Origin of the sequence: Longispora albida DSM 44784 (genome assembly GCF_000379825.1) — a bacterium.
GTDB lineage: Bacteria > Actinomycetota > Actinomycetes > Mycobacteriales > Micromonosporaceae > Longispora > Longispora albida.
Genome location: NZ_KB903817.1, coordinates 122,573 through 145,900, shown reverse-complemented (window position 1 = coordinate 145,900; position 23,328 = coordinate 122,573). Strand labels below are relative to the sequence as shown.

Below are 23,328 nucleotides of genomic sequence, written 5' to 3'. Positions count from 1 at the left end.
CAACCGCCACCGGGGGCCCGCGGTGAACGTGCCGCTGCTGCTCGGGGCCGGGCTGGCTGCCGGGGTGGTGAACGCGATCGCCGGGGGTGGTTCGCTGATCACGTTCCCGGCGCTGCTCGCGGCCGGGTTGCCGCCGGTCGCCGCGAACGTGACGAACTCGATCGCCGTGTGCCCCGGGTACCTGGCGAGCGTGGCGGGGAGCTGGCGGGATCTGCCCGGGCGGGTGGCCTGGGGGCTGGTGCCCGCCGCGCTGGCCGGTACCGCTGCCGGGTGTGCCTTGTTGCTGCTGGGGCCGGAGAGCACGTTCGAGGGCGTGGTGCCCTTTCTCGTGCTCGGGGCGAGCCTCGCGCTGCTGGTACCGAAGAAGGAGTCACGGACCGCGCATCCCGCCGTGACGCACGCACTCGTCGCGGGGATCTCGGTCTACGGGGGTTATTTCGGGGCGGCGCTGGGCGTGATGATGATCGCCGGTCTGTCGTTCGCGCTGGCGGAGCCGTTGCGGCGGATCAGCGCGCTGAAGAACGTGACCTCGCTGGTGAGCGGGCTGACGACGGCGGTCGTGTTCGGGTTGTTCGCGCCGGTGGACTGGCTGGCGGTGGCGGTTGTGGCTCCGGCGGCGATCGTCGGCGGGTTCGCAGGGGCGAAGGCGGCGCGGAGGATACCCGCCCGGATCCTCCGCGCCGCGATTGTGGGATTCGGCGTGCTGGTCAGCGGCTGGCTCTTCCTGCGCTGACCGTGGCAGCAGCTTCCTCGTAGTGTGCTGGTTCGGTGGCGTCGGCCCCGTCCGGCACGCGGCCACGCAGGAGGAGGGTGGCGATCGCGGCGACGAGCAGGTTGACCGTGACGGCGAGCAGGCCAGCGTAGATGGTCACCTTCGTGTCGAGGCCCAGTTGGGACAGCGGGAACGCCGATCCTCCGAAGTGGAGGCGGCCGTTCGCGCCGGGGATCTGGTAGAGCATCCACAGCCCGGCAGCCAGGCCCGCCGCCCACCCCGCGATCAGCCCGGCCCGGTGGAACCAGCGGGTGAACAGGCCCAGCCCGACGGCCGGGAGCGTCTGCAGGATGATCACGCCGCCGATGAGCTGGAGGTCGATCGAGAACTGCGGTTCGAGGAGGAGGATGCACAGGACGGCGCCGACCTTGACCACCAGGGACGTCACCTTGCTGACCGAGGCCTCCTGGGCTGGGGTGGCGGCGCGGTTCAGGTACTCCTTGTAGATGTTGCGGGTGAAGAGGTTCGCGGCGGCGATCGACATGATCGCGGCCGGGACCAGCGCGCCGATGCCGATCGCGGCGAACGCGACGCCGGTGAACCAGTCCGGGAACATCTTGTCGAAGAGCTGGGGCACGATCGTGTTGCTGTCCTTGCCGACCGGCCCGACGTCCGCGGCGATCGCCATGTAGCCGAGCAGGGCGATCAGGCCGAGCAGCAGGCTGTAGGCGGGCAGCGCCGACATGTTGCGCTTGATGACGTTGCGGTCGCGGGCCGCGAGGACACCGGTCACCGAGTGCGGGTAGAGGAACAGCGCGAGGGCAGAGCCGAAGGCCAGCGTGACGTACTGGAGCTGGTTGCTGGCGTTGAGCAGGATGCCGTCGTTCGGGTTCGGCGACTTGGCGAACTTGGCGTCAGCAGCGTCGAAGATCGAACCCCAGCCGCCGAGCTGCGACGGGATGTAGATGACCGCGACGAGGATGACGACGTAGATCAGGATGTCCTTGACGAAGGCGATCAGCGCCGGGGCCCGCAGCCCTGACTGATAGGTGTACGCGGCGAGGATCCCGAACGCCACGATGATCGGCCAGTGGCCGGTGATGCCCATCGACTTGAGTACCGCTTCGATGCCGACGAGCTGCAACGCGATGTAGGGCATCGTGGCGACGATGCCGGTGACGGCGACCGCGAGGGCGAGGCCCGGCGAGCCGAACCGGCCGCGCACGAAGTCGGCCGGCGTGACGTAACCGTGTTCCCGGGAGACCGACCAGAGCCGGATCAGGACCAGGAAAACCAGGGGATAGACCACCACTGTGTACGGGACGGCGAAGAAGCCCATCGCCCCGGCCCCGAAGACCAGGGCGGGCACGGCGACGAAGGTGTACGCGGTGTACAGGTCGCCGCCGATCAGGAACCAGCTGATCCAGGTACCGAAGTTGCGGCCCCCCAGCCCCCACTCGTCCAGGTGCGCCATGGTGTCCGGCCTGCGCCACCGGGACGCCACGAACCCGAGCCCGCTGACCAGCGCGAACAGGCCGATGAAGATCGCTAGGGTCATGCCCGGCCCCTGCGGTACACGATGGTCGTCGTGGTCACGCCGATGGCGATGAACGCCAGCTGGAGCCAGTAGAACCGGGGAAAGCCGAGCAGCCGGGGCCCGTCGCCGTTGTAGAGGAACGTCAGCAGCGGAATGATCACCGGTACGGCGAGCAGCCACCCCCACTGGCTCCGGATTCCTGGGGACCTTCCGGGCGTTCCGGGCTCTTCGGTTGAATGTGGCTCAGGCATCCGGACTCCGTAAACTCGGTAAGTCCGGGCACCGTACCGCCCATACCCCGCTCGGCGGAGCCCTCGGCGCGCCGAACGGTATCCCGGGCGCGCCGAAAGGCCTGCCAGCGTGGCCGAACGGTGTGGGACCCCTCATGCTGCTATAGCAGCATGAGGGGTCCCACCATCACGGTCCCTACGCCAGGTGCGACGTGTCGTTGACCAGGCGGACGGCGACGCCGCCGTCCGGCCACGTGTCGATCAGGGACACGCCCGCCGGGTCAAGGTGCATCCGGTACAGGAAGCCGGGGCCGCCCTCCAGCGCGTCGCGCAGCGTGACCTTGATCGGGCTCACGTGGCTGACCAGAACGACCGTCTGCCCTGGATACTCCGCGCGCAGCCGGGAAACCACCCCCGACACCCGCTCCGCCACGGCGTCGAAGGACTCGCCGCCCGGCGGCGGCAGTGCCGTCGAGCCCAGCCACGACTCCAGCTCCGACGGCCAGCCCTCGGAGACCTCCTGGAAGGTCCGCCCCTCCCAGTCGCCGAAGTCCACCTCGATCAGGTCCGGCTCGACCGCCACCTTGCCACCGAACCGCTCGGCGATCGCCGCCGCCGTCTGCCGGGTCCTGGTCAGCGGGGAGGACACGATCGCGGCGACGTCCGGCACGAGCCGGGCCACCCGCTCGGCCGCAGCCCTGGCCTGGGCCTCGCCGCGCTCGGACAGCGGGATGTCGCCCCGCCCCGAGTACCTCCCTTGGGCCGTGAACGCCGTCTCGCCGTGCCGGACCAGGATCAGCCGGGTCGGCTCCTCCATCCTCCCCGTCCACGAGCGCACGGCCGGGGCCGGGCTGAGGTCCCCGACCGGGGCGCTCGCCACGACCACGCCGTCCATCGCCTTGTTGGCCAGAGCGTCGGCCCGCGAGTTCTGCGCCCGCGGGATCCACTGGTACCTGACGGAGCCGAACTGGCTGGCCAGCTGGGCAGCCTCGGCCGCCAGTACGCGCAGGGCGTCGTTCTTGATCTGCCACCGGCCGGACATCTGCTCGACGACCAGCTTCGAGTCCATCCGGACCAGCACGTCGGCCGCGCCCAGCTCCAGAGCCGCGGCCAGCCCGGCGACCAGCCCCGAGTACTCGGCGACGTTGTTCGTGGCGATCCCGATCGGCTCGGCCCGCTCGGCGAGCACCGTCGAACCGTCGGCACCGAGGACGACAGCCCCGAACCCGGCGATCCCCGGATTGCCCCGCGAGCCGCCGTCCGCCTCCACGATCACGCGCATGGTTCCTCCACGGTCACGCGCACGGCTACAGCCCCGACTCGCCGGTGCGGATCAGGATCCGGCGGCACTCCTCACACCGGACCACCTCGTCGGGAGCTGCGGTGCGCACCCGGGCCAGGTCCCCGCCCGACAGTTCGAGCCGGCAGCCCTCGCAGCGCCGGGCCCGGAGCATCGCGGCGCCGATGCCACCGCTGGACTTACGGATCTTCTCGTACAGCGCGAGCAGATCGGCAGGCACGTTCAGCGCGATCGGGCCGCGCGCTGCCTGCTTCTTCTCCTCCTCGGCCGCGATCTCGGCGAGCAGGGCGTCCCGGCGGGCCGCTGCGGCCTGGAGCTCGGTGGCGATGTGGTCCCGGCGGGCGGTGACCTCGGCGACCACCACCTGCGCGGCCTCACGCTTCTCCATCAGCTCCAGCTCGGTGTCCTCCAGCTCGGCCTGGCGGCGGCCCAGCGAGGTCAGCTCGTGCTGGGTGGCCTCCAGCTCCTTCGGCGAACCCTGACCGGAGTCGAGCCGGGCCTGGTTGCGCGCGGCCCGCTGGCGGACCTGGTCGATGTCGCCCTCGTACCGCTTGATGTCCCGGTCGAGGTCGTCCACCTCGGCCTGGGCACTGGCCCGCTCACCGGTGATCGAGTCGAGCCCGGCGCTCAGCCGGGTGATCTCCGCGTGCTCCGGCAGGTGGCTGCGCTTGTGGGCGAGCTGGCCGAGCGCGGTGTCTACGGCCTGGAGGTCGAGCAAGCGGAGCTGCACAAACGGGTCGGCTTTCACAGCGGCAGCCCTCTCATATGTTCCACGGATCGGTCACGGTGTCAGAGATGACCGTATCGACTCCAGCCTCCGCCCGCATCCGCCGGGCCACGTCGTCCAGCCACGGCCGCTCCGTCGCCCAGTGCGCGGCGTCGATCAGGGCTGGCCCGCCATCGAGCATATGCTCGCTGGCTGGGTGATGGCGCAGGTCAGAGGTCAGAAAGACATCAGCGCCGGACGCCGCGGCGTCCTTGAGGAACGCGTCGCCGGCTCCGCCGGACACCGCCACCAGGTTGACCATCCGGTCCGGGTCACCGGCGGTCCTGACTCCCCACGACGTGGCGGGAAGCACAGCTTTGGCATGTGCGGCGAACTCCGCGAGGGTCAGGGGCCCGTTTTCCGGTACCCCGACGCGCCCGCTCCCCCGCCCGCCACCGGCCCCGGCACCCGTCGCGGCGACCAGCGGCCGGAGCTGCGTCAGCCCCAGCCGGGCGGCGAGGGCGTCGTTGACCCCGGGGTTCGCGATGTCGGCGTTGGTGTGGGCCACGTACAGCGCCACCTCGGCCCGGATCAGGTCCCGGATGATCCGGCCCTTGTACGTCGTCGAGGCCACACTCGACACCCCGCGCAGCAGGAGCGGGTGGTGGGCGACGATCAGGCCGGCCCCGTGGGTGATCGCCTCGGCGACGGTCTCCGGCGTGCAGTCCACAGTGAAATGGACCCGGGACACTGGCAGCTCGGGCTCACCGACGACCAGGCCGACCCGGTCCCAGTCGGCGGCCCATGCGGGCGGATACCACTCGTCCAGCAGCGCGGCAAGCTCGGCGACACTCACGCCGCTTAGGCTAACTGAGCTGGCTGGGGTTGGGTGGGATGCCCGCTCCGTCTGGTTCCCTTCACGCTCCGGCCCGGGGGGCCTCCGCGCGAAGCGAACCGCGGGCATCCCACCCAACCCGTGCCCGGGCGCCGTTTCCCTGACGACGTCTGCCGGCGGTTGACGGTCAGCCCGGTCAGCCGACAGGGGTCGGCTCGGGTTCAGCGGACCGTTGCCAGTTCCGGCAGCGCGGCCAGTGCCTGTTCCCACGGGAACGTGTCGATCAGACCCTCGCCGGCCCGTGGCTCGTGGGGGCGGTGGCCGGTGGTGTCCCAGAGGACGGTCACGCCCCAGCTCGACAGCCTGGCCAGGTTCTCGCCGAAGGCGGGGTGGGCGGCGTGCGCCCGGTTCGTGAAGGGCATCGCGACGATCGGCAGGCCGAGGCCGATGCCCTCGACGATCAGGCCGAGGGCGAGCGTGTCGCAGATCCCGGCGGCCCACTTGTTGATCGTGTTCACTGTGGCCGGTGCGACGATCATGGCGTCCGGCGCCGGGAGCACGTCGGGGTCCTGCGGATTCTTGTACTGGATCCGGACCGGATGCCCTGTCATCGCCGTCAGGGCCGGCAGGTCGAGGAACTTCGCGCCGTCCGGCGTGGCGATCACGCACACCTCCCAGCCCTCGGCCTGGGCCAGGCCGACCAGCCTGCCGATCCGGGCGGCGGCGGGTGAACCGCACGCGATCGCGTACAGGACCCTGCTCATGCCGCCGTACCCATCTGCTCGACGAGTTCGGCGATCGGCTGGGGTGCCGCGCCACGGCTACGCCGGACGATCGCCTGCGCCACCTCGTGCGCGAGCGGCCGGCACAGCACCTCGGACGGTGCGATCGAATGCGCTTCGAGCAGGGCGGTCGTGGCACCGTCCATGTCGCCGTACTGCGTGTACCCGCGCGCCTGGTCCACCAGGTGCGTGGCCCGCCGCTCGGTGAGCATCACGTCGAACTTCGTCATGTCGATGCGCTTGTGGATCTCGGTGGCCAGCTTGCCCTCGCCCATCTCCACGGCGGCGGCTGCCCGGTGGAGCTGGACGTTCGTCGGCCCGAAGCAGGTCCAGTACCGGTTGTCGTCCTTGCCGAGCACCTTGGCCGTCTCCTCTGCCTGGTCGAGGAGTTCCTTGACGCCGGCGTTGTCGCCGAGGTGGGCTGCGGCCATCGCGCCCTGGAGGAGCAGGATGCCGAAGACGCTGAGCCGGTCGGGGTTGAGATCGTCGGCCGGGGCGAGCTGGTTGGCGACGGCGACGTTCAGCTCGAGGGCCGGCTGGTGGCGGCCGAGGGAGCGCAGCGCGTTGGCGACCCGCATCGAGGCCAGCCCGGTGAGCAGCGGGTCGCCGGCTCGCTGGGAGACGTTGATCGCCCGGTCGGCTGCCAGCCAGCACAGCTCGTGCTCGCCGAGCTTGCGGAGCGCCGAGGACGAGATCATGTACACCTGGGCCAGCAGCGACGCCGCCTTGTGCTCCTCCTGGCTGCCCCGGTACGCGCGGTCGGCGGCCTGGGCGTCGGAGATCAGCCGGGGCAGCAGCCGGGCGAGGGTGCCGTACCGGACGTGCTGGAAGGTCGCCCACGCGTGGTTGACCGACTTCTCCAGCTCGACGACGGGCAGCGGCGGCTCGGAGATCACGTTCAGGAACGGGCTGATGCTGTCGTAGCACTCCAGGGAGGACCGGATCTCCTCGACCTCGACCTGGTCCACGCAGTTGACGCTGTCGGGGCGCCGGGACGGCTCCTTGCCCATGAGCATCTGGGCGTCGATCTGGAGCACCTCGGCGATGTCGTGCAGCACCGAGAACTTGTCCAGCCTGCGCACGCCGCGTTCGACCTTGTCGACCCAGCTCTTCGACTTGCCGAGCCGGTCGGCGAAAACTTGTTGGGACAAGTTGCGCCGCAGCCGCCAGTACGCGACCCGGCGGCCGATCGGCAGTTCATCCATCGCCATCTCTGGGACCTCCGATCAGCCATCGCACTTGGTGTGCGGCCCGTTACGTTGGGATAGCTGTACTTTCCTCATGTACCGCGTTCTATCCGGCCCAACGAGCGCCCCGCAGAGAAGTGACGACAGATTGGACAGCCTCATGACGTGGAATCTCGCGCTGCGTACCGTTTTGCGGCGCTCAGCGGCGACCTTCGCCCGGCATGACTGGAATGTCCTACCAGGCGCGTACCCGGCGGGAAGCCGGTACCACTGTGCGACGGCGAGTTGTCCCACCAGCGACTGCCACCCCGCGCACGACGAGATGGGCACAGACTTCGTACCCAGCTCTGATCTCACCCAGATCTCCACTTGGTGGCACAAGTTGCCGTACAGCGTGCTCCTGCCGACCGGCGTCAGCTTCGACGTGCTGGAGATCCCCGCGTACCTCGGCGAGCACGCCGCCCGGGCGCTGCACGGCCGGTGCCCGATCTCGGTGTCGCCGACCGGCCGCTGGATGCTGTTCGTCTCGCCGGGTGACGCGCTCCGGCCCGAGCTGTCCCGGCAGCTCGACATCGTGCACCACAACCTGGGCTCCTGGGTACCCGCGCCGCCCAGCCGCTCACTCACCGGCCGCCTGCGGTGGGAGGTGTCGCCTGCCTCGGTGGGCTGGACTCTGCCGCGCACGTACTCAGTACAACACGCCATTGTGGACGCTCTCCAGCTGGCGGCCCCCCGGGGCGCCACCCTCTGAGCGTGATCACAGCATGACCGTCCGCACTGTACCGGGGATGTACCGCCGCCGGCCAGGATTCTCACCGTACCCGGGAACACCCGGAGATCTGAGCACGTAACGCCAGTACAGGGCGGCCGTCACGGGGCGGCTGCCCTGTTCGCGTCATCCACTGAGGACGATGGGAATGGTGGTACCGCCCCCGGAAAGATGGGGGCTCGCGCCCCAGCCCCCTCAGCCCCGGGATCACCTAGCGTGGGCCTCCCACTACTCCACTCGGAACGGGAGCGATCCCTGTGCATAGATTCGTCCGCATGTTCGCGATGGCCGTCGCCGCTGTCACCGCGGCCATCGTCATCCCAGCCCCGGCCAGCGCCAACCCGGTCGGCGGTGCCCACCTGTGGCTGCGCGCCGACGTCGGCGTCACGGTGAACGGCACCAGCGTCAGCGCCTGGCTCGACCAGAGCGGCAACGCCCGCAACGGCACCATGAGCCTGGCCTCGCGCCAGCCGCAGCTCGTCCAGGGCCAGATCAACGGGCTGCCGGTGATCCGGTTCAGCGGGGCGCAGTCACTCGGCCTCACCTCGCCGGTCAACCCCTACACGTTCACGGTGTTCGTCGTGGGCAAGAACAGCAAGACCAGCGGGTTCAGCATGATCCTCGGCCCGGGCGGCAACTACGCGAACAACCAGCTCCGCTGGGAGAACAGCAGCCAGGCCCTGCTCGTGGGCACAGGTAACAGCTTCCCGGCCGTGACCAGCAACGTCGGCAGCACGATGGTCTACCACGCACTGTCGGCCACCTACGACGGCTCAACCCTTCGCGTGTACCGGGACGGCGCGCTGACCTCCACCCACACCTTCGCGACCAGCGGCGGCTGGACCCTGGCCCAGATCGGCGCCTGGTACTCCTCGTACTTCATGGTCGGCGACCTCGCCGAGGTGATCGTCTACCCGACGAAGCTGTCCGACACGGACCGCCAGACGACAGGCAAGTACCTCGGAGTGAAGTACAACCTGCCTTGGTAGTCCTAGTTCTTCGCTCTTGATCTGACCTGAGGTGGCCCGCTGAGGGCGGATCTGGCAAGCGTCGCGGGCTTCCTCGTACCGGTGTTGTACGTGGAAGCCCGCGACGCGCAGTCCAGATTCGTCCTCAGCGGGTCGGCACCACCTACAGGTCATCCATGGCTTTGTAGATGCGTTGTTCTGAGATCGGGTACGCCGTCTTGATGCCCTGGGCGAACAGGCTGACCCGGAGTTCCTCGATCATCCACCGGATCGCGGTCAGCTCGGGGCTGTGCGGGACAGTCGTGAAGAGTTCCCGGTACTCGTCCTGGACCCGGTGCACGATGTCCGTCCACTGCCGGTCGCGGGACAGGTTGGACGGCAGCCGGTCGAGCCGGACCTCCATCGCCTTCAGGTACCTGGCGAGCTGCGGCAGCTGCCTGCCACCCATCGTCGCCACGAAGCCCGGGTAGACCAGGCCGCGCAGTTGTGCCCTCAGGTCGGCCAGGGCCGCCGGGTCGACCGGGCCGCGCATCCGCTGCTCCACGCCGTGCGCGATGCCCAGCGCCAGCTGCACGTGGCCGACGACGTTGAACGTCGTCTCGTGCAGGCCGCCACGGACGTAGTCGCGCAGCGCCTCGAACCGTTCCTTCGTCCACACCGGACCGCCGAAACCGGCCACGAGGGCGTCGACGGCGGCGTTCTGGCAGTCGGCGTACATCTCGGTGGCCTTGCCGCCCGGGTACCGGGACAGAGCGAGTTTCGCCTGGTTGGACAGCCGGCCCAGCACGGCCTTCACCGGGGACGGGATGGTCAGCAGGAGCAGCCGCCGGGTACCGCCGAGCATGGCCGCCGCCTGTTCGGCCTCGGTCGGGTACACCTTGATCGCCACGGAGGTGCCCTCGTCGGACAGCGCCGGGTACGCCTGCACCGGGTAGCCGCCCATGGTCCGGGTGAGCGAGCGCGGGAGTTCCTCGAAGTCCCAGCTGGTCAGGCCGGAGCGCTCGATGCCCTGCCCGGCGGCGGAGAGCCGCTGGCGGACCTTGGGCTTGAGTTCCTCCTGGAGTGCCGGGAGGTCCTTGCCCTCGGCGAGGGTCGCGCCCTTCTCGTCGAGTACGCGGAAGGTGATTTTCAGGTGGTCCGGGATCCTGGCGAGATCCCAGTCGCCGGGGGCGATCTTCACCCACCCGGACAGCCGCAGCAGCTCGTGGGACAACGCCTCCGGCAGCGGCCCGTTCTCCGGGCCGATCTTCGACAGCGCGGCGGCGGCGAAGTCCGGAGCCGGCACGAAGTTACGCCGGATGCTCTTCGGCAGTGACTTGATCAGCGCGGTGGCCAGTTCGTGGCGCAGGCCGGGGATCTGCCAGCCGAACGGCAGCGGGTCGAGCCCCGGCAGCACCGGCAGCGGCACGTGGACCGTGACGCCGTCGGCGGCCTCGCCCGGCTCGAACTGGTAGGTGAGCCTGAGCCCGTCCCACGCGTCCGGGTAGTCGGCCGGGTTCAGCTGGCCACGGCCCTCATTGATCAGCATCGACTTCGAGTAGCTGAGCAGGTCGGGGTGGGTGTGCCGTTCCTTCTTCCACCAGGAGTCGAAGTGGCGGCCGGAGACGACGTCCGCGGGGATGCGCTCGTCGTAGAAGGCGAACAGCGTCTCGTCGTCGACCAGGATGTCGCGGCGGCGCGCCCGGTGCTCCAGCTCCTCGACCTCGTCGAGCAGCGCCCGGTTCTCGGCGAAGAACTTGTGGTGCGTCTGCCAGTCGCCCTCGACCAGCGCGTGCCGGATGAACAGTTCCCTGGCCACCACCGGCTCGATCCGGCCGTAATTGATCTTGCGCTGGGCGACGATCGGCAGCCCGTACAGCGTGACCTTCTCGTAGGCCATCACCGCGCCCTGCTTCTTCTCCCAGTGCGGCTCGGAGTAGGTCCGTTTCACCAGGTGGGGGGCGATCGGCTCGACCCACTCCGGCTCGATCCGCGCGTTGACCCTCGCCCACAGCCTGCTGGTCTCGACCAGTTCGGCCGACATCACCCAGCGCGGGCGGCCCGGGGTGGCCGCCTTCTCCTGAGCCTGCGGGTTCCTGCTGCCCTTGAACAACGCCGAACCCGGGAAGATCGAGAACCGCGCGCCACGCGCTCCCACGTACTCACGCTTGGTCTCGTCCCACATGCCCAGGTGCGAGAGCAGGCCGGCCAGCAGCGACAGGTGGATCTGCTCGGCGGCGGCCGGAGCGTCGTTGATCGGGACGCCCATGCCCTTCACGACCTGCCGGAGCTGGCTGTAGATGTCCTGCCACTCCCTGACACGCAGATAGTTCAGGAAATCGGTCCGGCACATCTTCCGGAACTGGTTGGACGACAGTTCCTTCTGCTTCTCCAGCAGGTACCGCCACAGGCTCACGAACGAGCCGAAGTCGGAGTCCTTGTCGGCCCAGCGGGAATGCTTCTCCGTCGCGGCCTGCTGATTGTCTGCCGGGCGTTCCCGCGGGTCCTGAATGGACAACGCGGCGGCGATAATCATGACCTCGGAGACGCAGCCGTGTTTCTCGGCCTCGAACACCATACGGGCGAGGCGCGGGTCGACGGGCAGCTGCGCGAGCTTCCGCCCGATCGGTGTCAGGCCCTGGTCGGACAGCGCGCCGAGCTCTTCCAGCAGCTGGACGCCGTCAGCGACGTTGCGCTTGTCCGGCGGCTCGACGAAGGGGAAAGCCGCGATGTCGCCCAGCCCGATCGCCGTCATCTGGAGAATGACGGATGCCAGGTTGGTGCGCAGGATCTCCGGGTCGGTGAACTCGGGCCTGCTGAGGAAGTTCTCCTCGGAATACAGCCGGATGCAGATACCGTCGCTGGTCCGCCCGCACCGGCCCTTGCGCTGGTTGGCCGAGGCCTGCGAGACCGGCTCGATGGGGAGCCTCTGGACCTTCAACCTCTGGCTGTACCGGGAAATGCGCGCCGTCCCCGGATCCACCACGTACTTGATGCCCGGCACCGTCAGCGAGGTCTCGGCGACGTTCGTCGCGAGCACCACCCGGCGGCCGGAGTGCGGGGCGAAGACGCGGTGCTGCTCGGCGACGCTCAGCCGCGCGTAGAGCGGGAGGATCTCCGTGCCACGTAACCGGAGCTTGCCGAGCGCGTCGGCGGTGTCCCGGATCTCCCGCTCGCCGCTGAGGAAGACGAGGATGTCGCCCGGCCCCTCGGCCTGGAGTTCCTCCACCGCGTCACAGATCTGGCTGACCTGGTCGGCTTCCTCGTCCTCCGACGGCCGGTACCGGACCTCGACCGGGAACGTCCGGCCCGACACCTCCACGATCGGCGCCCCGCCGAAGTGGGCGGCGAACCGCTCCGGGTCGATCGTCGCCGAGGTGATGATCAGCTTGAGGTCGGGGCGGGAGGGCAGCAGCTGCCTGAGGTACCCGAGAATGAAGTCGATGTTCAGGCTGCGCTCGTGCGCCTCGTCGATGATCAGCGTGTCGTACTGGCTGAGCATCCGGTCGTTCTGCAGCTCGGCGAGCAGGATGCCGTCCGTCATGAGCTTGACGAGCGTCGTGTCCCGTACCGAGTCCGTGAACCGGACCTTGTAACCGACCGCCTCGCCCAGCGTCGTACCGAGCTCCTCGGCCACCCGGTCGGCGACCGTACGGGCCGCGAGCCGGCGGGGCTGCGTGTGCCCGATCAGGCCCTTGATCCCCCGGCCCAGCTCCAGGCACATCTTCGGGATCTGGGTGGTCTTGCCGGAGCCGGTCTCCCCCGCGATGATCACGACCTGGTTGTCGCGGATCGCGGCGAGGATCTCGTCCCGCTTCTGGCTGACCGGCAGCTGCTCCGGATACGTGATCTCCGGCACCGCCCCGCGCCTGGCGGCCACCCGGGCCTCGGCCTTGGCGAAGTCAGCGGCGATCTGGGGGACTTTGCGCTGGTCACGGCGGGCGCCCTCCAGCCGCCTGCCCAGCCGCCACTCGTCGCGCAGCATCAGCTTGGGAAGGCGTTTACGCAGGTCAGCGAGGGTGGCCTTCTCAGGCTGGGGCGTCTCCATAACGGGATCAAGAATAGGCCCCGGCCGCGCGGCCCCACACCCGGTTTAGCTGGCTGGTCGCAGTGCTGCCCCCGGCAGCACTGCGACCAGCCTCAGCTAGCAGTTCAGCCCGACCGCCCACTCCCCGGTCATCTCACTCGGCACGATCCGAACTGTGACCGCGGTGCCGGCCGCGATTCTCGCCTTCATCCAGGGGAACGCCTCAGAGAGGCCCGATTCAGGATATTTTGAGCCGGTCGCGTAGCTGTACGAGGAAAGCTGCGAGATCTCCTGGTCCCCCACCATGATCCGAAGATGGCCGGGTGTCTGGGTGACGCCAAGGATCGCGCCTGTGGTGGCCGTGCGCTCCGGAACAGTCAGCGCCACCTGCTGTGGCGCGTTGTGCTTACCGGGTACCGACCTGACCTTGACCCCGCACGAAGTCACATCCTCGACCCGGAGAGGCGCAAGCTTGGCCGGCCGTGGCGACACCGGATACTCCGACAACGGAGTCTGTTCCCTGATGGCCAGCCAGAACTCGCCCTCGTCCGGCACAAGCACCAACGGGCGGTGCGGAGCCCCGGGATGCGGAATCCCGTCGGTGACCGTCAAGGTGACGGTGATCGGCTGGCCCGGTCGCGCAATGTGGAGGGCTCCGCTTTTCTCGATATCCGGATGGCAACTGCCGCCACTTGCCGCCGGCTTCCCGTCGACGAAGATGCCGTGGTCCACCATCGCGGAGCACCGTGTGGAGTACCACACCTTGGAGCTTGACGGCGTGAACGTGATCGAGACGGACCGCTCAGGGAACAGGCCCTTGGTCGTCGCCACGATTCTCATGCCGTCGACGTAGTTCCTGAAGCCGTCGACCACCTTCGGGCCATAGGTGGGGACCGCCGGCGGCAGCGCTTCGGTGCCGTGCGGGCGAAGGACGAGATAGCCGGCCCCGAGCCCGGCTATCACGACCCCGGCCAGTGCGGCCGAGATCCGCCGCCGGCGGGCGGCCACTTTGGACCGGATACCAGCGAGGCGTGTGCTCTGCTCCGTGTCCTCCGGGCCAGCGGAACGGTCGTTCAACAGGTCACGCAGGTCTGTGGTGTTCACGCCAGTACCCCCTCAGCACGCAGATTCGGGTCGAGCCGGAGCTTGGCCAGCGCACGGGACGCCTGGCTCTTCACGTTGCCGACGGAACAGCCGAGGACATCAGCGGTTTCCGCCTCGGTGAGGTCCTCGAAATAGCGCAGCACCAGAACCGTGCGCTGCTTGCGGGGAAGCTGGCCGAGCGCCCGCCAGACCCGCTCCCGCTCAGCCAGATCCGCCTCGGCCGCCGGGGTGTCCGGCAGGTCCGCGGTCGGCTGCTCCGAGTTCCACCGTCGCCGCCACCAGGACGAGTAGGTGTTGACGAGGATCCGCCGCACGTACGGCTCCGGATCACCGGAAACTCTCCGCCAGGCCGACCAGGCCCGGGCCAGCGCCGTCTGCAACAGGTCCTCCGCGAGCGCCCAGTCCCGCGTCAGCAGATACGCGGTCCTCAGCAACCGCGGCGAACGGGTCCTGACGAACTCGTCGAACCCGTCGGGTGTGTGCACCGTGCCGCCCTCCTCTCAGTGGTGTTCGCTGTGGAGTACTGGCTGGGGGTTGAGGATGGTTGCATGCTGCGGGGCCACTGGCGGGTGCCGCCTCGCAGGAGGGTGGGCCGGTACTCGCTGTCCGCGCCAGGCGCGGGTTGAGCCAGAAGACGGCGGGCACCAGAAACTTTCTGGTGCCCGCCGCACTGCCTATCCGAGGCCAACAGCACAAACTACTCCGATGCGCATCCAACGCCATATTGGTGAAATCACCACTGATACATCCGTGTCGTGAGGTCCAGGCTGAATCCAGGTTTGCCCCTGCGCTCGCCCGAGGCGTCGTCAATTGTATGAGCGTGGCGAGTCATCTCTCACTTCCGAATGAATCTGGGGAGTGGTGCCGATACGGAGCGTGAGCCCTGCGCATATGCCATCACCCTCCCTCACCCGAAAAGAAGCGCCGCGCCCCTAGGGGCGCGGCGCTCATAACATTCAGTGCCCTAAAGTCTCACGCTCGTAGGTGGTCGAGTTGCTACCCAGATCGGCAGAGAATGAATCAATAGTAATCCTCACGCCGCCTTAGGCCTCCAGTGGGACGCAGTTGTGCCCGGGAAAAGCTGATCACACTTTCATGACCATCGAGCTGAATAGCGTAATGCCGTTGACCTTCATCTACGTCATCAGACACTCCAAGCACAGCCCCCACCCTGCCCACAAGATCATTCCGCCCCGGGGCTGCCAGCACCTCAACCTCCGAAAAGAATGGAAGAACTTCCTCGTCCACCAAAACCTCCATGGGATCGTCAGTGAGTAACTCTACCCTTAAGAGAGACATTGAGATGCTTCCCGTCCGGACTCCACTTGCCCAGCTGGGCAGCACCACGCCGACTTAGCTGCACGCCCCACTCGAACGCCTCAAGTTTTCTAGTGCCCGCCGCACTCCCTATCCAAACTAACTAAGCAAACGAGCTGGCAGCGTAAACAGTGTCCGCCTAACGCAAACTGATGGTTACAAGCCTACGGATACCCGCGTTGCCGGGAAATGGCCCCGGGTACCAGTTCGCGGCTAAGGTGGTTTCTTTCTCGTCCAGCGCGAGCGCGTCGTATCGACCCTCCTTGTGGAGGGCGATACTGCCGGTACTCATGTTGAGCGCCCAGAGCCCTTCTTTGCCATCGCGAGAAGCGGAAACAATGACCTCGCTACGACTCTCTCTTAGGGCTGCTCCGCGAACATCAGTAAACTGCCCACCCACAGTGGAAACGGAACCGTCCCTACCAACCTTGAAGACCGCCCAAGGACTACTCAGCGGCCCAGGCGGCGAAGCCAGGAAGTAACCTGTCCCATCTCGTCCAACGACAGGGAAGCTTGCTCTGCCAAAGGATGCACATTCGGCATAAGAGGTCCCAGCATGGAGATCGCTGGCCGCCCAAGTGATCACGTGGCCCGGGCCGAAAGGCAACTTCCGCCCATCAGCTCTGACAAGTGACATGCACCCATGCCCACCAATCAGCGGAACCCAGCTTGACTCTGGAGAGCCGCCCCATACGACATCATCGCCAGGCAGGCGATCTGTCAATATCGATAAGCCGCCACCGGAATCAACGACTACAACCTTTGCAGGTCCCGCCCCGCAGCGGTCCACAGCCCCGAGCCTGCCGTCAGGAACACGTTGAAGATTGGCCAGCGATGGTGCACCTTTACATCCGCTATAGATAGAAAGCTGGACTTTGGTGGGCCGCTGGCCGGGCCGGACAGCAAACAGTTGGGCTGGGGCGTCTTCTTTATCCCAGTCGAGGTAGTACAGGGTGCCGTCTGACATCCATGCCGATGAACCAATGCTGTTCTCTGACACATGAGGGACGAGATTGACCCCATCTACCGGAGTAGGAGCTTGCCCACAAGCTGCAACTGGGGCCAGAAAAGCACAAATCACTCCAATTCGTGCCCATCGCCCCGATCTTGCCGACATCATTTATGCATCCGTTCCGTGAGGTCCAGACTGAATCCAGGCTTGCCTTCCGGCGCACCCGTGGCACCCCTAAGGTACTTGACAACTTGCCTTTTCACATACTCGACGTTCGGATTTCGCGGCCCCTCCTTCAAGATTCTTTTGCCAATCTCGATACCGATCGCATTATTTCGCACGTCGATGCGGGAGTCCTGACTTCCAAACGCAGACCCGGTGCCATCAATGAAAGCCCCAACCTCGTGCGCAATGCCCATGCGGTACGCGTCTTCCGCTGGCACACCCAGGCCAACGGCAATTGCCATCCACGCCGCGTGATGGAGAGCATTCCATTCAGCGTTCGACCAGTCGCGTTCACGGGGAGGCTGATTACCAAACTCCCCCTCCGCTATTTCTCTGGCCCGCTTCATGATGTCGCAGTCCAAAAGGCCAATGTCAATACACATGGCGAACTCATGACCCGACACCCCGGCCGGACGGTAATCCGCGCAATATGTATTAGGGAGACAAAAATGCAGTCGGCCTCCCCACCTCTTCAGGACTTTGTCTGCATCTTTCTTCTCACTCTCCTCCTGGGGAGTGAGCGGGCATTCCACCTTATTCTTGCCAGAACAGACGGCGGGTGCTGGAGTGCTTGGAACGGGGGACGGATTCGGCGGCTGCCATGCGGAAGGCTGGGTTGGCGCCGAACCACCGGACCTAGAGCAATTCTCACCTTCGTAGCAATTGCGGAGACCAGTAGGGTCGCTGACGGTGATTGGAGCGTTGTTAGCGTAGGCGTAACCGTGCCAGCTTTGCGGATCTAGGCCATCAAATAGTGGGTCAACAGAAGTGAAGCGGCCGGTTGCGGGGTTGTACTGCCGGGCTCCGATGTGGACCAGCCCAGTGTCGGGGTCGTTCACACCGTCGACGAAACCGCGCTGCGTCGGCCAAGACGGGATCGTGCCGCGTACCGCGCCGTAGGGGTCAGTCCGCTTGCGGGTGACGGCCATGGTTGCCGCGTTGATCGTTGCCTGGCCGGTGCCGTGATGGTCGGCGGCCATCCAGGTCAGCCCGCCGGTCGTCGTGCGAACGGCGACCGTTCCGCCGGAGCTGTAGGACCGCGTTGCCGTCGCGCTCGTGGTGAGCGTGTCAGCGTGCAGCTCAGTCGCACCGAGGTAGACGGTGCGGCCAGTGGAGTCAGTGCGCATGATGCGGTTGCCGTCTGCGTCGTACGTGAACGCCGACGTCGAGCCGCCCGCCACTGAGATTGCCGCGACCTTCCCTGACTCGTTCCAGGTGAAGGTCTTGTCGTTGTGGGTTTTGGTGTTGCCAGCCGCGTCATACGTGAACTGATCCGTCGTTGACGAAGCCCCAGCGCCGATCTTCGTGTCGATCTTCGTCAGCGAGTGCGGACGCGCCGACAACGCAGCCGGAGTGGTGTACGTCCGGACCGTGTCACCGGTGCCGCTGTGCTTCGTCTCGGTCTTGCGGCTGCCAGCCTTGTCGAACGTGTACGACGTCCAGTACGGCTCCACACCACCGACGACCCCCTGGGACGGAGTCGCCTGGCAGGCGGCGGCACCCGTGGACCACGCTTCCGTCATCCGGCGCAGGCCGTCGTACTTGTAGCACTCCGTGCTGACAACCGCGCCGTTCTTGGTTTCCGCGATGCCGGTGACGTTGCCCGCCGGGTCGTGGGTGTACTTCTGGTTGTACGCCTCGGTGTAGTCGTCCTCCGGAATACTGGCGCCGTCACGTGGCACCGACAGGATCATGCGCTCGGGGCGCAGGGTCGCCTCGTTGCGCTCGGTCGTCAGCTTGATCAGGAACCCGGGGCCGAGAGTGCGCTGGTACACGCCGCCGTCGTGGTAGTACGAGATCAGCGACACGTACGGGTCGAGGCCCAGCATCGTGATGTTGTGGCCGGTGTCGGCGTACCCGTAGGTGATGGTCTCAGCAGGCAGGCCACCCGCTGCCGGTAGCGTCACCGTCGCCGGAGAGCCGTCCCCCTTGTATGTCGCCGACGTGGTGTATGTACCAGCGAGAGTCCCCAGCGAGGCCGGGACGGTGATGGACGAGCCGAGCGGGCGGTACGCGTCGTCGTAGCCCGTGGCGGCCGTGATCCAGCTTCCAGCGGCGTCGTACTTGGTGGACGACGTCAGCTGGCCCTTTGCCAGGGTGTCGTACTTCCACGACGAGACCATCCGCTCCGCGCCGCTCTGAGTCTGCTCTCCCAGGTGCGTCTTCCGGCCCAGCACGTCGTACTTGTAGACCAGTTTCACGCCGCGCGCGTCCGTCGTCGCGGTGATCTGGCCGGCCAGGTCGTAGTCGGTCCTGGTCGTGCCGGTGTCGGGGTCGGTCTTGACGGTGGGCAGGCCCCGGTCGTTGTAGGTCGTCGTCCACGTGTTGCCCTCGGTGTCCTTGATGGACGTCTGGCGGCCGAGGCGGTCGAAGCCGAACGTCGAGTCCTGGTAGGAGCCCGACACCTGGGAGCCGAGGTACTGGCGCAGGGTCGTGGTCCGTCCTCGCGCGTCGGTGAAGGCCCTCGTCGCCGTGCCACCGGCGGGCGGCTCGACAGTCGTGAAGTGGCCGTCGTAGGAGGTCTTCGCGGTCGAGACAGCGGTGCCGCGAGTGCTGAGGGTGTCGCTGGTCGGGCGGCTGAGGCTGTCGAACGTGATCAGGTGCTGTACCGGCACGTTCGCGTCGAGCGTGAACTTGAGGACGCTGGACGGCGCCGAGTCCGCCTTGTACGAGTTGGTCAGCCAGACGCGGCCGGCCGAGTCGTAGTGCTGGTCGCTGATCGAGGCGACGCCCGTCTGCGTGAGCGTCTGGGTCTGGCGGGGCCGGAGCCGGCCGTCGAAGATCTGGTACGAGTCAATGGTGTTGCTGTTGCCGTTGGGGCCGAGCTTCGTGGTCTTGACCCACGGGGTGCCGTTGCACGAGTAGGACTGGTCGGCGTTGCGCGTGCATGCCGGGTAGCTGTAGGTGTACCTGACGTCGGGCGTGCCGCTGGTCGGGCGGTTCGCGGCCCACATCTTCGTCAGGCGGCCCAGCGGGTCGTACTCCGCGTTGGTGACCTTGCCGTTCGCATCGGTCACGGTGACGGGCAGGCCCCGGCCGGGTTCGATGGTCGTGGTGGCAGCGTGCCCGGCCGGGTTGGTGACCTTTGTCCAGCGCGTCGGCTGCCCGGAGGTGCCGTAGTCGGTCTCCGTCTTGCGGCCGAGGGCGTCCTCGGTCGACAGCGGCCGGCCGTAGGCGTCGTAGGTGGTCCGGGAGACGCGGGAGGTGACCTCGGTTTCCGGGAAGCCGGGCGTGTAGCCCTTGAACTGCGTCTCTGTCGGTACACCGACGGTGGGAGCCGCGCCGAGGGTCAGCGAACCGTCGTAGAACGTGTAGGCGTCGCTGATCGTGTTGGCGTTCGCCTCGCTGACGCAGTTCGTGGTGCGCACCAGCGACGGGTAGCTGATCAGGTGCTTGGTGGTGTTGCGGGCGTAGTAGGTCTTGGTGCAGACGTCGTCGGTGTCACCGACGACGTTGCCCAGGTCCTTGACCGTGACCGGCTGGCCGTACGAGTCGTACGTGTACTCGATCTTGGTTTTCCGCCACCCGGCGGAGACGCCGTACGTGCTGACGTACGTCGCGCCCTCGTTGATCTGGTAGGCCGAGTAGCCGCCCCAGGTCTCCTGCCAGCCGGTGTTCACGATGTTCGGGTCGTGGACCGTGTGGACGCGGGGCTGCGGGGTGCCCGAGCCGTTGTTGTCGTAGACGTACTCCTCGCGGACGAGGCCGGCCTTCTCCTCGCTGTCGGTGTGCGTGTAGCCCCACGAGTCGGTCAGCGTCACCCGGCGGGCGTTGTCCGTCGTGCCGACCCGGTCGCCGTCGAGGCCACGGAAGTACCGCTTGGTGGAGTAGCCGACGGCGCCGTTCTGGCCGTGCCAGGTGTGTACCTGCCCGTAGCCCTGCCAGCGGGACCAGGAGCGCATCCGGTAGTCGTTCTGGATGTTGTTCTCGTCGTGCCGCCACAGCACACCGGTGGACGAGCCGTCGTTGGTGTACGAGTACTGCCACGTCTCGTCGACCCCGCCGCCGGAGATGTCCGATTCCCAGATGGACGCGACGACGTACTTGTGGAACCAGCCCCACCCGCTGCCGTCGTAGGGGTTCTTCGGGTCGAGGGTGAAGTACTGCGGGAAGCACCGCCGGTCGTTGTTGTCGGCGGAGGCCGGCTTCACCGCCGGGCTGCAACCGCCCAGTTCCGGGGTGTTCGGCAGGTAGTTCACGAGGGTCTGCGAGCCGGTCGACGGCGTGATCCGCGTGATCCGGTACTTGTACATCGGCGGCACGCCCTGCGCCACGTCGAAGTCCATCCGGTTCGCGTACTTCGAGCCGTCGAAGTACAGCGGCGGTGAGCCCTCGCTCGCGCCGCCCAGGTAGCCGGTGTGTTCCAGCGAGGCCAGCCACAGCGACGGCGAGGTGCCGTCTCCGGTCGCCGGGAACGTGTGCACGAGACGCCACTGGTCCACCGACCGGAAGCCGCTGATCGTGGTGTCCCAGAACTGGGTGGTGATCGAGGCCAGCCGGTACCCGGACCAGAAGACCGGCGACTGGATGGCCGAGCAGTCCGAGTCGCAGTACTGGTCCCACGGCGTGTCCGGCCACAGGGACGTGTCGCCCTGGCAGGAGGCTCCGGCGACGCAGCGCGCGTCGGTCCCGAACAGCACCCGGTACTGGGTCCCGCTCAGTTCCTGTCCGGCCCGCGTCCCGTAGTCGATCCGGGACAGGACGCCGTTCTTGTTGTACATGTAGTTCGCGGTGTTGTTGAACGAGCCGTACCAGGCGTTCTCGCGCTGGTAGTACATCGTCATCGAGTTGCCCTTGGGGTCGACGACGTAGTCCAGGTTCCAGCGCCAGGCGCGGCGGCAGTGCGAGTCGCGGTACACCGGCTTGTAGCAGGGCTGGCCGGCGGTCGGGGACCACACCGGCACCAGCCAGGTCGACTGGGTGACGTCGCCGGAGTCGACACCCCACCGGCCGCCGAGGCCGAACCAGTACTGCGTGCCGTCCGGGGTCGTGATCCGCCAGTGCTCGCCGTTGCCGCCGTCGGAGTTGGCCGCGCCGTAGAACCGCTCGGCCTTCGAGCCGTCGTCGTTGGTCAGCTTCCACTGGCCGGTGTTCTTGTCGATGATGATCTGGGAGGACCGGCCACCGAGGTTCATGGTGACGTGCTCGGAGGCCCAGCAGAGGTCCGCCGGGTTCGGCAGGCCCTGGCACGACTGGAACTGCCGCTCGACGAACCCGGTGTTCAGGTCCCAGCCCTCACCGGCCCAGGACGTCTGGTTGGCCTGCGAGCGGGTCCGCGCGTCCGTCGACTGCGAGGAGTAGTTCAGCGAGAGCTTCGGGTCCAGGCCGCCAGCGGAGGCCGGCAGCTTGAACGGCACCGAGTACGAGAAGTCACCGGACTGCGCGCCGGCCGCCCACGAGCCCGCCTGCGACAACGGCGTCGACGCCCAGCCACCCGGGGCCGCTGTCGCCGCGTAGGCCGTCGCTGGCGCGGTAGCGAAAGAGGAGAACGCCGTGTCGGCGGCAGCCGTGACCGACCCGGAGACCTGCTTGGCACCCAGCTGGTTGCTGGAGTCGATGACCGCCGACTGCTGACGGCAGGCCGGAACCTCCGGCGTGGTCAGCACACAACCGGGCAGCGCGACCAGCCGCAGCCGCGACCCGAAGTCGCCGCCGAGCCCCTGCGCGAATCCGGCGTAGTCCAGGCCGAGGCCCACCTTGCCCGGCGTCGTCCCCCCGTCGGAGCGCTTCACCGAGAACAGGACGCCGGGAATGCCCGCCTTCTTCGACAGTGCCTGGTCCGCGACGACGATCTTCACGCGGGACGGCGGTGCGGCCAATGCCTCCTTCGCCGTCCGCGGCTCGACGGCGGCCTTCACCGCCGAGGTCTGCGGCGACCGCACGGAGAACGGCGACGAACCGGCCTTCGACCAGCCAGAGGCCGTCTTGGCGGAAAGCTGGCCAGCCTGCGGCATCGCGGAGGTCACCTCCGGGACGTCAGCCTCGAATGCCCCTGCGGCGGGCCAGGAAACCTCCGGCCCCGCCCACTGCTGCATCGGGGCGAACGGCACGGACTTCGACGCGACCGGGGAGACCGGTGCGCCGGGTTCGTTCAGAGTAGGAGCAGGAGTGGCTGGCGCTGCGAGCGCCGGTACTCCTGACAGGAGAGAAGCGACAAGGCCCGCAACGATCGCGGGCACGGCAAAGCCACGGCGCGCTAACACCAAGACCTCCCCAGGCCTGAAGAAACTTATGCGGCGGGGACCCTACGGTCCGCGCCCAGGCCCGGCAACACCCATTCCCCGCAGCACACGCAGCGCTGTTATCCACTTGTGACTGTTCCGAAGACCAAGAGCGACAACCCTTTCCTTGTACCGACAATGCAGTCATGCGGCCATCCATCATCCTCATCACCGGCATTCAGGCGGCCGGGAAGTCCACCGTGGCACAGCTTGTCGCGGAACGCCTGGAGAAGTCCGTGCACGTCCGGGGCGACCTGTTCCGCCGGATGGTGATCGGCGGACGCGCCGAGCCCACGCCCGGCTCGATGCCGGCGGAGGCCGTCCGGCAGCTCCGGCTCACGCCCCGGATCGGCCTGTGGCTCGACAGTTCCGAGCAGACCCCGGAGCAGACGGCGGACGAGATCCTCGCCCGGCTGGCCGAGGCCGCCATCGAGGCGACATTGGAGTGACCTGAGTCACATGTGTCACAGGGAGCGG

General features: G+C 67.7%; 16 protein-coding genes. 4 read left to right on the top strand and 12 right to left on the bottom strand.

The features are described from left to right. The first annotated feature begins 22 nt into the window (after nt 1-22). Nucleotides 23-733, top strand: coding sequence for a sulfite exporter TauE/SafE family protein (locus A3G1_RS0110740; protein WP_018349480.1), 711 nt, complete (start codon nt 23-25; stop codon nt 731-733). On the opposite strand, the gene mctP is transcribed toward A3G1_RS0110740, so the two are convergent. From mctP to A3G1_RS0110705, 7 genes are all read right to left on the bottom strand, one after another. Beyond that, nucleotides 708-2,270, bottom strand: coding sequence for a monocarboxylate uptake permease MctP (gene mctP / locus A3G1_RS0110735; protein WP_018349479.1), 1,563 nt, complete (start codon nt 2,268-2,270; stop codon nt 708-710). The two genes, A3G1_RS0110740 and mctP, sit on opposite strands and share 26 nt — an antisense overlap. Continuing rightward, nucleotides 2,267-2,500, bottom strand: coding sequence for a DUF3311 domain-containing protein (locus tag A3G1_RS0110730; protein WP_026212011.1), 234 nt, complete (start codon nt 2,498-2,500; stop codon nt 2,267-2,269). Before A3G1_RS0110730 ends, mctP begins: the two co-directional genes overlap by 4 nt. Nucleotides 2,501-2,675: 175 nt before the next feature. Then, the gene (locus tag A3G1_RS0110725) at nt 2,676-3,761 is read right to left on the bottom strand and encodes a bifunctional RNase H/acid phosphatase (protein ID WP_018349477.1); all 1,086 of its coding nucleotides are present in this window, start codon (nt 3,759-3,761) and stop codon (nt 2,676-2,678) included. A 25-nt stretch (nt 3,762-3,786) separates the two neighbouring features. Further along, nucleotides 3,787-4,527, bottom strand: coding sequence for a zinc ribbon domain-containing protein (locus A3G1_RS0110720; RefSeq protein WP_018349476.1), 741 nt, complete (start codon nt 4,525-4,527; stop codon nt 3,787-3,789). Nucleotides 4,528-4,540: 13 nt separating this feature from the next. Then, nucleotides 4,541-5,341 carry a Nif3-like dinuclear metal center hexameric protein gene (locus tag A3G1_RS34235; protein WP_018349475.1) on the bottom strand — a complete coding sequence of 267 codons (801 nt, stop codon included), beginning with the start codon at nt 5,339-5,341 and terminating at the stop codon, nt 4,541-4,543. A gap of 200 nt (nt 5,342-5,541) precedes the next feature. Beyond that, nucleotides 5,542-6,084 carry a flavoprotein gene (locus A3G1_RS34230; RefSeq protein WP_018349474.1) on the bottom strand — a complete coding sequence of 181 codons (543 nt, stop codon included), beginning with the start codon at nt 6,082-6,084 and terminating at the stop codon, nt 5,542-5,544. Then, nucleotides 6,081-7,307 (bottom strand): helix-turn-helix domain-containing protein, encoded by a 1,227-nt coding sequence (locus A3G1_RS0110705; RefSeq protein WP_026212010.1) that lies wholly within the window; start codon nt 7,305-7,307, stop codon nt 6,081-6,083. The genes A3G1_RS34230 and A3G1_RS0110705 overlap by 4 nt, the downstream gene beginning before the upstream one ends. A 142-nt stretch (nt 7,308-7,449) precedes the next feature. Between A3G1_RS0110705 and A3G1_RS34225 the strand changes: the two genes are divergently transcribed. Together A3G1_RS34225 and A3G1_RS0110695 are read left to right on the top strand one after the other, a co-directional pair. After that, a complete protein-coding gene (locus A3G1_RS34225) occupies nt 7,450-8,040 on the top strand; it encodes a bifunctional DNA primase/polymerase (RefSeq protein WP_157641049.1) in 591 nt (196 codons plus the stop codon). 293 nt (nt 8,041-8,333) lie between these two features. Further along, nucleotides 8,334-9,047: a LamG-like jellyroll fold domain-containing protein gene (locus A3G1_RS0110695; protein ID WP_018349471.1), complete on the top strand. Its 714-nt coding sequence runs from the start codon at nt 8,334-8,336 to the stop codon at nt 9,045-9,047. A gap of 142 nt (nt 9,048-9,189) precedes the next feature. Here A3G1_RS0110695 and hrpA read toward each other — a convergent pair whose 3' ends face one another. From hrpA to A3G1_RS34220, 5 genes are all read right to left on the bottom strand, one after another. Continuing rightward, a complete protein-coding gene (gene hrpA, locus A3G1_RS0110690) occupies nt 9,190-13,053 on the bottom strand; it encodes an ATP-dependent RNA helicase HrpA (RefSeq protein WP_018349470.1) in 3,864 nt (1,287 codons plus the stop codon). Between the two features lie 96 nt (nt 13,054-13,149). Next, on the bottom strand, nt 13,150-14,136 hold the full coding sequence (locus tag A3G1_RS0110685; protein ID WP_018349469.1) for a hypothetical protein: 987 nt from the start codon (nt 14,134-14,136) through the stop codon (nt 13,150-13,152). Next, nucleotides 14,133-14,621, bottom strand: a complete 489-nt coding sequence (locus A3G1_RS0110680; RefSeq protein WP_018349468.1) for a SigE family RNA polymerase sigma factor — start codon at nt 14,619-14,621, stop codon at nt 14,133-14,135. Before A3G1_RS0110680 ends, A3G1_RS0110685 begins: the two co-directional genes overlap by 4 nt. A 782-nt stretch (nt 14,622-15,403) precedes the next feature. Further along, complete coding sequence (locus A3G1_RS42315; RefSeq protein ID WP_083936854.1) at nt 15,404-15,547, bottom strand: polymorphic toxin type 17 domain-containing protein; 144 nt, start codon at nt 15,545-15,547, stop codon at nt 15,404-15,406. Nucleotides 15,548-16,569: 1,022 nt separating this feature from the next. Then, nucleotides 16,570-22,665, bottom strand: coding sequence for an RHS repeat domain-containing protein (locus A3G1_RS34220; protein ID WP_157641046.1), 6,096 nt, complete (start codon nt 22,663-22,665; stop codon nt 16,570-16,572). A gap of 332 nt (nt 22,666-22,997) precedes the next feature. Between A3G1_RS34220 and A3G1_RS34215 the strand changes: the two genes are divergently transcribed. Next, nucleotides 22,998-23,300: a zeta toxin family protein gene (locus tag A3G1_RS34215; protein WP_018349465.1), complete on the top strand. Its 303-nt coding sequence runs from the start codon at nt 22,998-23,000 to the stop codon at nt 23,298-23,300. Nucleotides 23,301-23,328: the final 28 nt, after the last annotated feature.

Bases quoted from the DNA above. Each gene is read 5' to 3' on its own strand.
- mctP (WP_018349479.1), bottom strand. From the start codon at position 2,270: ATGACCCTAGCGATCTTCATCGGCCTGTTCGCGCTGGTCAGCGGGCTC.
- A3G1_RS0110730 (WP_026212011.1), bottom strand. From the start codon at position 2,500: ATGCCTGAGCCACATTCAACCGAAGAGCCCGGAACGCCCGGAAGGTCC.
- A3G1_RS0110725 (WP_018349477.1), bottom strand. From the start codon at position 3,761: ATGCGCGTGATCGTGGAGGCGGACGGCGGCTCGCGGGGCAATCCGGGG.
- A3G1_RS34230 (WP_018349474.1), bottom strand. From the start codon at position 6,084: ATGAGCAGGGTCCTGTACGCGATCGCGTGCGGTTCACCCGCCGCCGCC.
- A3G1_RS0110705 (WP_026212010.1), bottom strand. From the start codon at position 7,307: ATGGATGAACTGCCGATCGGCCGCCGGGTCGCGTACTGGCGGCTGCGG.
- A3G1_RS34225 (WP_157641049.1), top strand. From the start codon at position 7,450: ATGACGTGGAATCTCGCGCTGCGTACCGTTTTGCGGCGCTCAGCGGCG.
- A3G1_RS0110695 (WP_018349471.1), top strand. From the start codon at position 8,334: ATGTTCGCGATGGCCGTCGCCGCTGTCACCGCGGCCATCGTCATCCCA.
- hrpA (WP_018349470.1), bottom strand. From the start codon at position 13,053: ATGGAGACGCCCCAGCCTGAGAAGGCCACCCTCGCTGACCTGCGTAAA.
- A3G1_RS34220 (WP_157641046.1), bottom strand. From the start codon at position 22,665: ATGCAGCAGTGGGCGGGGCCGGAGGTTTCCTGGCCCGCCGCAGGGGCA.
- A3G1_RS34215 (WP_018349465.1), top strand. From the start codon at position 22,998: ATGCGGCCATCCATCATCCTCATCACCGGCATTCAGGCGGCCGGGAAG.